The organism is Bradyrhizobium sp. CCBAU 11386 (assembly GCF_028128955.1).
Classification (GTDB): domain Bacteria; phylum Pseudomonadota; class Alphaproteobacteria; order Rhizobiales; family Xanthobacteraceae; genus Bradyrhizobium.
Window position 1 is genome coordinate 55,926 of the sequence record NZ_LBKA01000005.1, and the last position, 13,448, is coordinate 69,373.

The following is a 13,448-nucleotide window of genomic DNA, read 5'->3' on the forward strand; positions in this document are numbered from 1 at the left end:
TGCCGAATTCATTCTGATCGCATAGAATCAGTGCAATAGCGGTTTCGGCTATTTCCTGCTTTCTCTGCGGTCATGCCGGCCGTCAGCATTCGTTGGTTTCATGGCGTCCAAGCCTCCCTCTCCCGACAAACAGAAGCTCGCCGTGGAAGCGGCGGCCGAGCTCGACAAGCTTGCCCCCACCGCCAAGCCGGACCTCGAAGACGATGAGGACGAGGAAGGCGAGGAGGACGACGAGCTGGAGCTCGATGACGACGATGAGGACGAGGACCTCGTCGTCTTTACCGCGCGCGAGGCCGCCGGCGCGCTCGCCACCATCGTGGGTTTCGTCAAGCCCTATCTGACCAACTACAAGCGGATGCTGTCGTTCGTGGCGTTCGGCGTCGTCGTCGAGACGCTGTTCAACGTCATCATGCCGCTCAGCCTGAAGTTCCTGATCGACGACGCGCTCGGCGAGGAGGATTTCCAGGCGCTGTACAAGATCCTCGGCGTGCTCGCGGCCGCCGGCATCTTCACCTCGATCGTGGCGGTCTGGTACGAGCGCTGGGATGCGCGGCTCGCGGCCTGCATCATCTCCGACGTCCGCAAGCACCTGTTCGAGCACGTCCAGGACCTGCCGACGGCCTACTTCGGCCGCACCAAGCGCGGCGAGATCCTGTCGCGTTTTTCCGTCGACCTCGCGGCCTTTGAGGGCTCGGTCAAGACCTTCGCCAACAGCGCGGCGCTGCCGTTCCTGGAGTTGATCGCCGGCATCATCCTGATGGTGTTCCTGAACTGGCAGCTCGCGGTGGTCGCGCTCCTGGTGTTTCCGATCACGCTGATCGGTCCGCGCATGATTACGCCGAAGGCGGTGCAGGCCAATTACGAGCAGAAGCTCAATGAATCCGCGCTGCTCGGCATGGTGCAGGAGAACGTGGCGGCACAGGCCGTCATCAAGGCGTTCAGCCTGCAACGCCGGATGTTCGGCTTCTTCACCTTCCGCAACGACGAGACCCGCAACAGGATCGCCTCAGCCGCATTCCTGTCGACCATGGTGGAGCGGACGGTCACCATCTCGGTGCTGCTCCTGCACCTCGTGGTGCTCGCGATCGGTGCGTATCTGGCGACCAAGGGCCAGATCACCATCGGCACCTTCGTCACCTTCGAGAGCGCGTTCTGGGAGGTCTCCTACAACATCGCCCATGTGATGCATTTCATCCCGGTGTCGATCTCTTCGGCCGCCGCGATCCGGCACATCCAGGAGCTGCTCGACGAGCCGACGCGCGGGGCCGATCGTGCCGGCGCGCCCGATCTGCCGCGCATCACACACGACATCACCTTCGACCGCGTGACCTTCCAGTACGAAGGCAGCCAGACGCCGGTGCTGGACAATCTCAGCCTCAAGCTCAATGTCGGCAAAAGCATCGCCATCGTCGGCCCCTCAGGCTCCGGCAAGAGCACGCTGCTCAACCTGATCCTGCGGCTCTACGTGCCCGACGACGGCCGCGTCACCATCGACGGTGTCGACGTCCGCAAGGTGACGCTGGATTCGCTGCGCCGGAGCATGGCGGTGGTGTTCCAGGAGAACATGCTGTTCAACATGTCGATCCGCGAGAACATCCGGCTCGGCAAGGAGGGCGCGACCGATGCGGAGGTGGAGGAGGCGGCCAAGAAGGCCGAGATCCATCGCTACATCATGAGCCTGCCGCAGCGCTACGACACGCCGGTGGGCGAGCGCGGCGATACTCTGTCGGGCGGCCAGCGCCAGCGCATCGCGATCGCGCGCGCGATCATTCGCAACCCGTCCGTGCTGCTGCTGGACGAAGCCACCTCGGCGCTTGACCAGACCACGGAGGCTGCGATCAACCGCACGCTGCTCAAGGTCGCCAAGGGCCGCACTATGATCTGGTCGACCCACCGCCTGACCTCGGTGGTCGAGATGGACGAGATCATCGTGATTTCAGGGGGCAGGGCGATCGAGCGCGGGTCGCATGCCGAACTGCTCGCCAGAAACGGCACCTATCGCAAGCTGTGGAACGATCAGATCCACCAGCCGCATGGCGCTGTGGCTCAGGCCGGTGACGACAGCGACGATGACGACGAGGATGAAGACGACCTCGAGGATGATGAGGACGACGAGGAGGAGTGACCGAGGACGTTCGGCTCCAGATCGAAGGCGCCCCCAAGCGGCCGCAGCAGCCCTTGAGCCGACCAGGCGATGAAGCGCGCCCAGCGCTGCGCCGTCCAGTAGGGGCTCGTCGCGGTCGAGACTGAGCGGAAGTCGAACGCCTTCGCTGCCGACCACGCGTCGCAGGCCCGCTTGACCGGATCGGCGTAGAAGCCGGCGATCTTGGCCGCATTCATCCCTTCGGAGGAAAGCCACTGCGGGATGTAGACGTTGCAGAGCCGCTCGACGTCGGTGAAGACCTTGTCGCAGCCGGTGCCGGCGACGGGACAGGAGGTCGAGAAGGCATCTCCGACCAGCACGATTCCGGGCTGGCCGCGAGGGTCGTTCACGTAGAGATCGACCGGGCGGACCTTCAGCTCACCAGGGATGTCGAAGGCGCCGGTGATGCGCTTGAGCCGGGGCAGGGCGGCGTCCAGCGTCTCAGCTGGTGCACGGCGCAGCTCGCGCAGCCACGGATCGTCGAAGCCGCGATAGACGAACAGATTGGCGCGCATCCGCGTGCCGATCGGAAACAGCGTGATGTAGGGGATGCAATCGCTCGGCCGCTCCGAGAAATAGGTCAGCGCCGGGAAGGCGAACGAATTCCGTCCCGCCGGCACCACGTCGAACCCGATCGAGATCGAATGGCAGGCGCTGACGAGCTTGCGGGCGATGCCTAGCTGGTGGCGCAGGCCGACGTTCAGGCCGTTGGCCAGCACGGCCAGGCGGGCCGAGATCGTCTCGTCGTTGGAGAGCGTGATCTTCTGCCGCTCCGGACTGGTCTCGACCGCCACGGCCTTGGCGCAGATGCGCTCGACGGTGGCAGGGATTTCGTCGCGGACGGCGTTGACCAACGAATCGTAGAGGATGTTGAACTGCCGGCTCGGTGCCTTGTCGAGCAGGCGGCCGAAGCGGGCGATCCAGTTCTCGCCGGCAAAGGTCGCGCGGCGCAGCACTGATTCTGCGATTCCGGTCCTCAGGAATCGCTCGACCTGCACGTGGCCGCTGAGTTTTTCGACTCGAAAGTCCGCCGGATAGCTCTCATGCGGATCGATCAGCACCGTCGAAATGCCGGCGCGGCCGATCATTGCGGCGGCGGTCGAGCCGGACAATCCCCCGCCGATAATGGCAATGTCGGTGTACCGCATGGCGCCAATCTCCGCCGAAGGCGGCAGTTTGACGCATCAACAGGAAAAAAAGCCTTAGCACGGGTCATAAAAGTACTTTTCACCCGGATGTAAATAGATCTAGGGCTAGCGGAACGGGCACGTCGTTCCCACATCGTGGAAGCGCGGTGAGGGCGGCCAACAGGCGAATTCCATAGGCGCGAGAAGCGCTTTGTGACTGTCGTTTCGCCTTGACTTGATCGATTCCCACTTATAGAAAGCGCCTCACTTAACGACAGGCGGTGAGCATCGCCAACGTCGGAACGGGCCACCCGTTGATCCCTCAGGGGTCGTTGAAGACGGGCACCAACCTCGACGAATGCCGCTCAAACGCTGTCGATCATAGCTAGGCAATGCCAGTGCGATTTTAGTTCTCTTGAGCACGTTCTCTTGAGATCGAACTCGGATGCATGACCTCAGTGCGCGGGCCGCGGCGGCAAGCTGACCGGTCCAACTACTGCGGTCCTCTGTGGCGTCGAAGCGCTTTCCGCTCGTTGATGGAGCGGTTGGCGCAATTTCGCTTTGCGCGGATTGTTCCGTGGAAGGCGGGCCCATCGAGCGGGTGGCTCGAAACGAATTTGCGGTTCCGGCAACGGGCCGCGGCAAGACAGCGGACCCGGAAGGGGCCGCGGCAGAACAAAGGGTAAGGCCAGGATGCCGACGATCAACCAGCTGATCGCTCAACCGCGGGAAGTGCAGAAGTCGCGCAAGAAGGTGCCGGCGCTGCAGCAGTCGCCTCAGAAGCGTGGTGTTTGCACCCGCGTCTACACCACGACCCCGAAGAAGCCGAACTCGGCGCTTCGTAAGGTTGCCAAGGTGCGCCTGACCAACGGCTTCGAGGTGATCGGCTACATCCCCGGCGAGGGCCATAACCTCCAGGAGCACTCGGTGGTCATGATCCGCGGCGGCCGCGTCAAGGACTTGCCCGGCGTGCGCTACCACATCCTCCGCGGCGTTCTGGATACCCAGGGCGTCAAGAACCGTAAGCAGCGTCGTTCGAAGTACGGCGCCAAGCGTCCGAAGTAAGCGGGAACCACGTCCATGTCTCGTCGCCACTCAGCGGAAAAGCGCGAAGTTCTCCCGGATCCGAAGTTCGGGAACATCGTGATCACGAAGTTCATGAACTCGGTGATGTACGCCGGCAAGAAGTCGGTCGCCGAAGGCATCGTCTACGGTGCGCTCGGCATCATCGAAACCAAGACCAAGCAGAACCCGCTCGGCGTGTTCGAGCAGGCGCTCGAGAACGTCATGCCGACGATCGAGGTTCGCTCCCGCCGCGTCGGCGGCGCGACCTACCAGGTTCCGGTCGAGGTTCGTTCGACCCGCCGGCAGGCCCTGGGCATTCGCTGGCTGATCTCGGCGGCGCGCGAGCGCAACGAGAAGACGATGACCGAGCGGCTCTCGGCGGAGCTCTTGGACGCATCGAATAACCGGGGGAACGCCGTCAAGAAGCGTGAAGACGTGCACCGGATGGCGGAAGCCAACCGCGCCTTCTCGCACTATCGCTGGTAACGGCGACACACTCGGACTCGCAAGGAACGACCCATGCCCCGCCAACATGCCATCGAGGACTACCGTAATTTCGGTATCATGGCGCATATCGACGCCGGCAAGACCACGACGACCGAGCGCATCCTCTATTACACCGGCAAGAGCCACAAGATCGGCGAAGTGCACGAAGGTGCCGCGACGATGGACTGGATGGAGCAGGAGCAGGAGCGTGGCATCACGATCACCTCGGCTGCGACCACCGCCTTCTGGGCCGGTAAGCGGCTGAACATCATCGACACTCCCGGCCACGTCGACTTCACCATCGAAGTCGAGCGTTCGCTGCGCGTGCTCGACGGCGCCGTCTGCGTGCTGGACTCGAACCAGGGCGTCGAGCCCCAGACCGAGACCGTCTGGCGCCAGGGCGACAAGTACAAGGTTCCGCGCATCGTCTTCGCCAACAAGATGGACAAGACCGGCGCGGATTTCTTCAAGTGCCTCGCCGACATCGTCGACCGTCTCGGCGCCAAGCCGATCGCGATCCAGCTTCCGATCGGTGCCGAGAACAACTTCAAGGGTCTCGTCGACCTCGTGAAGATGAAGGGCATCGTCTGGAACGATGAATCGCTCGGCGCGAAGTTCGACTATGTCGACATTCCGGAAGACCTCGTCGAGCAGGCCAAGGAATACCGCGAGAAGATGGTGGAAGCCGCCGTCGAGCTCGACGACGACGCCATGGCCGCCTATCTCGACGGCAAGGAGCCGGACGAAGCGACGCTGAAGCGGCTGATCCGCAAGGCGGTGCTGACCGGTGCGTTCTATCCCGTGCTGTGCGGCTCGGCCTTCAAGAACAAGGGCGTGCAGCCGCTGCTCGACGCCGTCGTCGACTACCTGCCGTCGCCGATCGACGTGCCTGCGATCAAGGGCACGGACGACAGCGGCAACGAGGTCGTGCGCAAGGCCGACGACAAGGAGCCGCTCGCGCTGCTCGCATTCAAGATCATGGACGACCCGTTCGTCGGCACCATCACCTTCTGCCGCATCTACTCTGGCGTTCTCCAGAGCGGCACCGGCGTCGTGAACTCGACCCGCGAGAAGAAGGAGCGCATCGGGCGCATGTTGCTGATGCATGCGAACAACCGCGAAGACATCAAGGAAGCCTATGCCGGCGACATCGTCGCGCTGGCCGGCCTGAAGGAAGCGCGCACCGGTGACACGCTGTGCGATCCCGACAAGCAGGTGATCCTGGAGAAGATGGAATTCCCCGAGCCGGTCATCGAGATCGCGATCGAGCCGAAGTCCAAGGCCGACCAGGAAAAGCTGGGCGTGGCGCTGGCCAAGCTCGCCGCGGAGGATCCGTCCTTCCGCGTGTCGACCGACCAGGAGTCCGGCCAGACCATCCTCAAGGGCATGGGCGAACTCCATCTCGACATCAAGGTCGACATCCTCCGGCGTACCTACAAGGTCGACGCCAACATCGGTGCGCCGCAGGTTGCGTTCCGTGAGCGCGTCACCAAGAAGGCCGAGGTCAAGTACACTCACAAGAAGCAGACCGGCGGTACCGGTCAGTTCGCGGAAGTGTCGATCGTGGTCGAGCCGAACGAGCCCGGCAAGGGCTACGAGTTCGAGTCCAAGATCGTCGGCGGTGCGGTTCCGAAGGAATACATCCCCGGCGTCGAAAAGGGCCTCAACAGCGTGATGAGCTCTGGTGTCGTCGCGGGCTTCCCCGTGGTCGACGTCAAGGTTCAGCTCGTCGACGGCAAATACCACGACGTCGACTCGTCGGCGCTCGCCTTCGAAATCGCATCGCGCGCGGCATTCCGCGAAGCCTTGCAGAAGGGCAAGTCCGTCCTGCTCGAGCCGATCATGAAGGTCGAAGTGGTGACCCCGGAAGACTACACCGGCTCGGTCATCGGCGATCTGAATTCCCGGCGCGGTCAGATCCAGGGTCAAGACATGCGCGGCAACGCCAACGTCATCAACGCGATGGTGCCGCTCATGAACATGTTCGGTTACGTGAATAACCTGCGCTCGATGAGCCAGGGTCGCGCAACCTTCACCATGCAGTTCGATCACTACGCAGAAGCGCCGGCCAACGTGTCGGCAGAAGTCCAAAAGAAGTTTGCCTGATTGTCGTCGGTCTCAAGCTGACGATTGAACGGAGAGTCAAATGGCCAAAGCAAAGTTTGAACGTAACAAGCCGCACTGCAACATCGGCACCATCGGTCACGTCGACCATGGCAAGACGTCGCTGACCGCGGCGATCACCAAGATCCTCGCCGAGACCGGCGGTGCGACGTTCACCGCGTACGACCAGATCGACAAGGCGCCGGAAGAGAAGGCGCGCGGCATCACGATCTCGACCGCGCACGTCGAGTACGAGACCAAGAACCGCCACTACGCCCACGTCGACTGCCCCGGCCACGCCGACTACGTGAAGAACATGATCACCGGCGCCGCCCAGATGGACGGCGCGATCCTGGTCGTGTCGGCCGCTGACGGCCCGATGCCGCAGACCCGCGAGCACATCCTGCTCGCCCGCCAGGTCGGCGTGCCCGCGCTCGTCGTGTTCCTCAACAAGTGCGACATGGTCGACGATCCGGAGCTGCTCGAGCTCGTCGAGCTCGAAGTCCGCGAGCTGCTCTCGAAGTACGAATTCCCGGGCGACAAGATCCCGATCATCAAGGGCTCGGCGCTCGCCGCTCTCGAAGATTCGGACAAGAAGCTCGGCCACGATGCCATCCTCGAGCTGATGCGCAACGTCGACGAGTACATCCCGCAGCCGGAGCGTCCGATCGACCAGCCGTTCCTGATGCCGGTTGAAGACGTGTTCTCGATCTCGGGCCGCGGCACCGTCGTGACCGGCCGTGTCGAGCGCGGCATCGTCAAGGTCGGCGAGGAAATCGAGATCGTCGGTCTGCGTGCGACCCAGAAGACCACCGTCACCGGCGTCGAAATGTTCCGCAAGCTGCTCGATCAGGGCCAGGCCGGCGACAACATCGGTGCTCTGCTCCGCGGCACCAAGCGCGAGGACGTCGAGCGCGGTCAGGTGCTGGCGAAGCCGGGTTCGGTCAAGCCGCACACCAAGTTCAAGGCTGAGGCCTACATCCTCACCAAGGAAGAGGGCGGTCGCCACACCCCGTTCTTCACCAACTACCGTCCGCAGTTCTACTTCCGCACCACCGACGTGACCGGTGTCGTGCATCTGCCGGAAGGCACCGAGATGGTGATGCCGGGCGACAACATCGCGATGGAAGTGCACCTGATCGTGCCGATCGCGATGGAAGAGAAGCTCCGCTTCGCGATCCGCGAAGGCGGCCGTACCGTCGGCGCCGGCGTCGTCGCCTCGATCATCGAGTAAACAAGCGAATAGGGAATGGTGAGTGGCGAATAGGGAATTCTATTCGCTACTCGCTACTCGCCACTCACTAAAGAAAGCACGGCAATGAACGGCCAAAACATTCGTATCCGTCTCAAGGCGTTCGACCATCGTATCCTCGATACGTCGACCCGCGAGATCGTGAACACGGCGAAGCGCACCGGCGCGCAGGTCCGCGGACCCATTCCGCTGCCCACCCGCATCGAGAAGTTCACCGTCAACCGTTCGCCCCACGTCGACAAGAAGAGCCGCGAACAGTTCGAGATGCGCACTCACAAGCGCCTGCTCGACATCGTCGATCCGACCCCGCAGACCGTCGATGCTTTGATGAAGCTCGATCTGGCAGCCGGTGTCGACGTCGAGATCAAGCTCTAAGATTTTTGGATCCCGTTCGCGCAAGCGGACAGAAAGAACAGGAAGCAAGCCGATGCGCTCCGGAGTGATCGCACAAAAGGTCGGGATGACGCGGGTCTTCACGGAGGCCGGCGAACATATCCCCGTGACCGTGTTGAAGCTCGGCAATTGCCAGGTCGTAGGCCACCGCACCGAAGAGAAGAACGGTTACGTCGCGCTCCAGCTCGGTTCTGGCAGCCGCAAGACCGTTTACATGCCCAAGGCGGAGCGCGGCCAGTTCGCGGTCGCCAAGGTCGAGCCGAAGCGCCGGGTCGAGGAATTCCGCGTCACCGCGGATGCCATGATCCCGGTCGGCGCCGAGATCCAGGCCGATCATTTCGTCGTCGGCCAGTTCGTCGACGTCACCGGCACCTCGGTCGGTAAGGGCTTCGCCGGCGGCATGAAGCGCTGGAACTTCGGCGGTCTGCGCGCCACGCACGGTGTGTCGATCTCGCACCGCTCGATCGGTTCGACCGGTGGTCGTCAGGATCCCGGCAAGACCTGGAAGAACAAGAAGATGCCCGGCCACATGGGTGTCGACCGCGTCACCACGCTCAACCTTCGAGTCGTTCAGCTCGATGTCGAGCGCGGCCTGATCCTCGTCGAAGGCGCCGTTCCCGGCTCCAAGGGCGGTTGGATCCGCGTGCGCGACGCCGTCAAGAAGCCGCTGCCGAAGGAAGCTCCGAAGCCCGGCAAGTTCAAGGTTGCGGGTGGCGAAGCCGAGGCTGCGGCCCAGCAGGAGGGTGCGTGAGATGGAATTGAAGGTCACCACCCTCGAAGGTAAGGAAGCCGGCTCGGTCCAGCTTTCCGACGCCATTTTCGGCCTCGAACCGCGCCAGGACATCATTGCGCGTTGCGTGCAGTGGCAGCTCAACAAGCGCCAGGCCGGCACCCACAAGGCCAAGGGCCGCGCCGAGATCTGGCGCACCGGCAAGAAGATGTACAAGCAGAAGGGCACCGGCGGTGCTCGTCACGGCTCGGCCCGCGTGCCGCAGTTCCGTGGCGGTGGCCGCGCCTTCGGTCCGGTGGTGCGTTCGCACGCCACCGACCTGCCGAAGAAGGTGCGCGCGCTGGCTCTCAAGCATGCGCTGTCGGCCAAGGCCAAGGACGGTGATCTGCTGGTGATCGAGAAGGCCGCGCTGGAAGCCGCCAAGACCAAGGCGCTACTCGGTCACTTCTCGGGTCTGGGCTTGACCAACGCGCTGATCATCGACGGCGCCGAGCTCAACAACGGCTTTGCCGCCGCGGCCCGCAACATCCCGAACATGGACGTGCTGCCGATCCAGGGCATCAACGTCTATGACATCCTGCGCCGTCAGAAGCTCGTTCTGACCAAGGCCGCCATCGATGCGCTGGAGGCGCGCTTCAAATGACGAAGAACATTGAGCCTCGCCACTACGACGTGATCGTTGCTCCGGTCGTCACCGAAAAGGCGACGCTGGCGTCCGAGCACAACAAGGTCCTGTTCAAGGTGGCCGCGAAGGCGACCAAGCCGCAGATCAAGGAAGCGATCGAGAAGCTGTTCGACGTCAAGGTCAAGAGCGTCAACACGCTGGTTCGCAAGGGCAAGACCAAGGTCTTCCGCGGCAACCTCGGCTCGCAGTCGAACACCAAGCGCGCGATCGTGACCCTCGAAGAGGGCCACCGGATCGACGTCACCACCGGTCTGTAAGGTCGTACGACGATGGCACTGAAGACATTCAATCCCACGACGCCGGGCCAGCGCCAGCTGGTCATGGTCGATCGTTCGGCCCTGTACAAGGGCAAGCCGGTCAAGGCGCTCACCGAAGGCAAGCATTCCTCCGGCGGTCGCAACAATACCGGTCGCATCACCGTGCGCTTCCGCGGCGGCGGTCACAAGCAGACCCTGCGCATCGTCGACTTCAAGCGCGACAAGGTCGATGCGCCCGCGACCGTCGTGCGGCTGGAATACGATCCGAACCGCACTGCGTTCATCGCACTGGTCAAGTACGAAGACGGCACCCAGGCCTATATCCTGGCGCCGCAGCGGCTTGCGGTCGGCGATTCCGTCGTGGCCGGCAACTATGTCGACGTGAAGCCGGGCAACGTCATGCCGCTCGGCAACATGCCGGTTGGCACGATCATCCACAACATCGAGGTCAAGATCGGGAAGGGCGGCCAGCTCGCCCGTTCCGCGGGCACCTACGCCCAGCTCGTCGGTCGCGACCAGGACTACGTCATCATCCGCCTGAACTCGGGTGAGCAGCGCCTGGTGCACGGCCGTTGCCGCGGCACGATCGGCGCGGTGTCGAACCCGGATCACATGAACACCTCGATCGGCAAGGCCGGCCGCAACCGTTGGCTGGGTCGCAAGCCGCACAACCGCGGTGTTTCGATGAACCCGATCGACCATCCGCACGGCGGTGGTGAAGGTCGTACCTCGGGCGGCCGCCACCCGGTTACTCCGTGGGGCAAGCCGACCAAGGGCAAGAAGACCCGCTCCAACAAGTCGACCAACAAATTCATTCTCCTAAGCCGCCACAAGCGGAAGAAGTAAGGAACGCCGGACATGGTTCGTTCAGTCTGGAAAGGCCCGTTCGTCGAGGGATCTCTGCTCAAGAAGGCAGATGCCGCGCGCGCGTCCGGCCGTCACGACGTCATCAAGATCTGGAGCCGTCGTTCGACGATCCTGCCGCAGTTCGTCGGCCTGACCTTCGGTGTCTACAACGGTCAGAAGCACGTGCCGGTGGCCGTCAACGAGGAAATGGTCGGTCACAAGTTCGGCGAGTTCTCGCCGACCCGGACCTTCCATGGCCACTCCGGCGACAAGAAAGCCAAGAAGGCTTGAGGATTAAACGATGAGCAAACCTAAGCGCGAACGGAGCCTCGCCGACAACGAGGCCAAGGCGGTCGCCCGGATGCTGCGGGTGAGCCCGCAGAAGCTCAACCTGGTCGCCCAGCTCATTCGCGGCCGGAAGGCGGCTGCTGCGCTCGCCGACCTGCAGTTTTCGCGCAAGCGGATCGCGGTTGACGTGAAGAAGTGCCTGGAATCGGCTATCGCCAATGCCGAGAACAACCACGACCTCGACGTCGACGATCTCGTCGTGGCGCAGGCCTTCGTCGGCAACGGCCTCGTGATGAAGCGCTTTGCCGCCCGCGGCCGTGGCCGTTCGGGCCGTGTCTACAAACCATTTTCGCAGCTGACGATCATTGTTCGTCAGGTCGAAGCCGAAGCAGCCGCTTAAGGGCGCAGGAGAACACGATGGGTCAAAAGATCAATCCGATCGGTCTGCGTCTCGGCATCAACCGTACCTGGGATTCCCGCTGGTTCGCCGGCAAGCAGGAATACGGCAAGCTGCTGCACGAGGACGTCAAGATCCGCGAGATCCTGCACAAGGAGCTCAAGCAGGCGGCCGTCGCCCGCATCGTGATCGAGCGTCCGCACAAGAAGTGTCGCGTCACCATCCACTCGGCCCGCCCGGGCGTGGTGATCGGCAAGAAGGGCGCCGACATCGACAAGCTGCGCAAGCGGGTCGCGGACATCACCTCGTCCGACGTCGTCATCAACATCGTCGAGATCCGCAAGCCGGAGCTCGACGCGACGCTGGTGGCCGAGTCGATCGCGCAGCAGCTGGAGCGCCGCGTGGCGTTCCGCCGTGCCATGAAGCGCGCCGTGCAGTCGGCGATGCGTCTCGGCGCGGAAGGCATCCGCATCAACTGCTCGGGACGTCTCGGCGGTGCGGAAATCGCGCGCATGGAGTGGTACCGCGAAGGTCGCGTGCCGCTGCACACGCTGCGCGCCGACATCGACTACGGCGTTGCGACCGCGTTCACGACCTTCGGCACCTGCGGCGTCAAGGTCTGGATCTTCAAGGGCGAGATCCTCGAGCACGATCCGATGGCCCAGGACAAGAGAATGGCCGAAGGCGAGACTGGTGGCAGTGGTGATCGCGGCCGTCAGCGCCGCGATACGGCCGCAGCCTAAGGCCAGCACAGGAATTTGAGGGCTTAAAGCCATGATGCAACCTAAGAAAACGAAGTTCCGGAAGGCGCATAAGGGCCGCATCCACGGCGTTGCGTCTTCGGGCGCGACGTTGGCGTTCGGCCAGTTCGGCCTGAAGGCGACCGAGCCTGAGCGCGTCACCGCGCGCCAGATCGAAGCCGCCCGTCGCGCGCTGACCCGTCACATGAAGCGCGCCGGCCGCGTCTGGATCCGCGTGTTCCCCGACCTTCCGGTGTCGAAGAAGCCGGCCGAAGTCCGCATGGGTTCCGGCAAGGGTTCGCCGGAACTGTGGGTGGCGCGCGTCAAGCCGGGCCGGGTGCTGTTCGAGATCGACGGCGTCAACACCCAGACGGCGCGTGAGGCGCTGACCCTGGCGGCCGCCAAGCTGCCGATCAAGACGCGCTTCGTCGAGCGCATTGCGGAGTAATGGCCATGGCCCAGATGAAGATCGAAGACATCCGCGCGATGAGCCCCGACCAGCAGGATGACGCCATCCTGAACCTGAAGAAGGAGCGCTTTAACCTGCGCTTCCAGCGCGCCACCGGGCAGCTCGAGAACACCTCGCGCCTGCGCGAGGCCCGCCGCGACATCGCCCGGATCAAGACCGTCGCCGCGCAGACGCGCGCGAAGAAGAAGTAAGAGGCTTACGAAGATGCCGAAACGTACTTTGCAGGGCGTGGTCGTCAGCGACAAGACAGCCAAGACGGTCGTTGTCCGCGTCGATCGCCGCTTTACGCACCCGATCTACAAGAAGACGATCCGCCGTTCGAAGAACTACCACGCGCATGACGAGAACAACGAGTTCAAGCCGGGCGATATGGTTTGGATCGAGGAATCGAAGCCGATTTCGAAGTTGAAGCGCTGGGTCGTGATCCGGGGCGAACACAAGAAAAGCGCCTGATCTGTTGGCTTTAG

17 protein-coding genes are annotated in these 13,448 nt (G+C 63.3%); 16 read left to right on the forward strand and 1 reads right to left on the reverse strand.

Features of this window, described 5'->3' with window-relative positions; all coding sequences use genetic code 11:
• Nucleotides 1-100: 100 nt before the first annotated feature.
• Nucleotides 101-2,125 carry an ABC transporter ATP-binding protein gene (locus XI09_RS02300; RefSeq protein WP_271565512.1) on the forward strand — a complete coding sequence of 675 codons (2,025 nt, stop codon included), beginning with the start codon at nucleotides 101-103 and terminating at the stop codon, nucleotides 2,123-2,125.
• On the opposite strand, the gene XI09_RS02305 is transcribed toward XI09_RS02300, so the two are convergent.
• Nucleotides 2,047-3,291 carry an FAD-dependent oxidoreductase gene (locus XI09_RS02305; RefSeq protein ID WP_271565513.1) on the reverse strand — a complete coding sequence of 415 codons (1,245 nt, stop codon included), beginning with the start codon at nucleotides 3,289-3,291 and terminating at the stop codon, nucleotides 2,047-2,049. The two genes, XI09_RS02300 and XI09_RS02305, sit on opposite strands and share 79 nt — an antisense overlap.
• A gap of 672 nt (nucleotides 3,292-3,963) precedes the next feature.
• Here XI09_RS02305 and rpsL point away from each other — a divergent pair.
• From rpsL to rpsQ, 15 genes are all read left to right on the forward strand, one after another.
• Nucleotides 3,964-4,335 carry a 30S ribosomal protein S12 gene (gene rpsL / locus XI09_RS02310; protein WP_007603006.1) on the forward strand — a complete coding sequence of 124 codons (372 nt, stop codon included), beginning with the start codon at nucleotides 3,964-3,966 and terminating at the stop codon, nucleotides 4,333-4,335.
• A gap of 15 nt (nucleotides 4,336-4,350) precedes the next feature.
• A complete protein-coding gene (gene rpsG / locus XI09_RS02315; RefSeq protein ID WP_011088154.1) occupies nucleotides 4,351-4,821 on the forward strand; it encodes a 30S ribosomal protein S7 in 471 nt (156 codons plus the stop codon).
• Nucleotides 4,822-4,854: 33 nt separating this feature from the next.
• On the forward strand, nucleotides 4,855-6,927 hold the full coding sequence (gene fusA / locus XI09_RS02320) for an elongation factor G (RefSeq protein WP_271565514.1): 2,073 nt from the start codon (nucleotides 4,855-4,857) through the stop codon (nucleotides 6,925-6,927).
• Nucleotides 6,928-6,967: 40 nt separating this feature from the next.
• Nucleotides 6,968-8,158, forward strand: coding sequence for an elongation factor Tu (gene tuf / locus XI09_RS02325; RefSeq protein WP_011088152.1), 1,191 nt, complete (start codon nucleotides 6,968-6,970; stop codon nucleotides 8,156-8,158).
• An 84-nt stretch (nucleotides 8,159-8,242) separates the two neighbouring features.
• Nucleotides 8,243-8,551 carry a 30S ribosomal protein S10 gene (rpsJ, locus tag XI09_RS02330; protein ID WP_002712302.1) on the forward strand — a complete coding sequence of 103 codons (309 nt, stop codon included), beginning with the start codon at nucleotides 8,243-8,245 and terminating at the stop codon, nucleotides 8,549-8,551.
• Nucleotides 8,552-8,603: 52 nt separating this feature from the next.
• Nucleotides 8,604-9,320: a 50S ribosomal protein L3 gene (gene rplC / locus XI09_RS02335; RefSeq protein ID WP_271565515.1), complete on the forward strand. Its 717-nt coding sequence runs from the start codon at nucleotides 8,604-8,606 to the stop codon at nucleotides 9,318-9,320.
• A gap of 1 nt (nucleotide 9,321) precedes the next feature.
• On the forward strand, nucleotides 9,322-9,942 hold the full coding sequence (rplD, locus tag XI09_RS02340; RefSeq protein ID WP_057745497.1) for a 50S ribosomal protein L4: 621 nt from the start codon (nucleotides 9,322-9,324) through the stop codon (nucleotides 9,940-9,942).
• Entirely contained in the window at nucleotides 9,939-10,241 is a 303-nt protein-coding gene (locus tag XI09_RS02345; protein ID WP_011088149.1) for a 50S ribosomal protein L23, read from the forward strand. The genes rplD and XI09_RS02345 overlap by 4 nt, the downstream gene beginning before the upstream one ends.
• 12 nt (nucleotides 10,242-10,253) lie before the next feature.
• The gene (gene rplB / locus XI09_RS02350) at nucleotides 10,254-11,087 is read left to right on the forward strand and encodes a 50S ribosomal protein L2 (protein WP_271565516.1); all 834 of its coding nucleotides are present in this window, start codon (nucleotides 10,254-10,256) and stop codon (nucleotides 11,085-11,087) included.
• 12 nt (nucleotides 11,088-11,099) lie between these two features.
• On the forward strand, nucleotides 11,100-11,378 hold the full coding sequence (gene rpsS, locus XI09_RS02355) for a 30S ribosomal protein S19 (protein ID WP_008136357.1): 279 nt from the start codon (nucleotides 11,100-11,102) through the stop codon (nucleotides 11,376-11,378).
• A 10-nt stretch (nucleotides 11,379-11,388) separates the two neighbouring features.
• On the forward strand, nucleotides 11,389-11,775 hold the full coding sequence (gene rplV / locus XI09_RS02360; protein ID WP_028137020.1) for a 50S ribosomal protein L22: 387 nt from the start codon (nucleotides 11,389-11,391) through the stop codon (nucleotides 11,773-11,775).
• Nucleotides 11,776-11,792: 17 nt separating this feature from the next.
• The gene (rpsC, locus tag XI09_RS02365; protein WP_092192679.1) at nucleotides 11,793-12,515 is read left to right on the forward strand and encodes a 30S ribosomal protein S3; all 723 of its coding nucleotides are present in this window, start codon (nucleotides 11,793-11,795) and stop codon (nucleotides 12,513-12,515) included.
• Nucleotides 12,516-12,546: 31 nt separating this feature from the next.
• The gene (gene rplP / locus XI09_RS02370; RefSeq protein WP_220010735.1) at nucleotides 12,547-12,960 is read left to right on the forward strand and encodes a 50S ribosomal protein L16; all 414 of its coding nucleotides are present in this window, start codon (nucleotides 12,547-12,549) and stop codon (nucleotides 12,958-12,960) included.
• A gap of 5 nt (nucleotides 12,961-12,965) precedes the next feature.
• On the forward strand, nucleotides 12,966-13,172 hold the full coding sequence (gene rpmC, locus XI09_RS02375) for a 50S ribosomal protein L29 (RefSeq protein ID WP_011088144.1): 207 nt from the start codon (nucleotides 12,966-12,968) through the stop codon (nucleotides 13,170-13,172).
• A 13-nt stretch (nucleotides 13,173-13,185) separates the two neighbouring features.
• Entirely contained in the window at nucleotides 13,186-13,434 is a 249-nt protein-coding gene (gene rpsQ / locus XI09_RS02380; protein WP_011088143.1) for a 30S ribosomal protein S17, read from the forward strand.
• Nucleotides 13,435-13,448 lie beyond the last annotated feature (14 nt).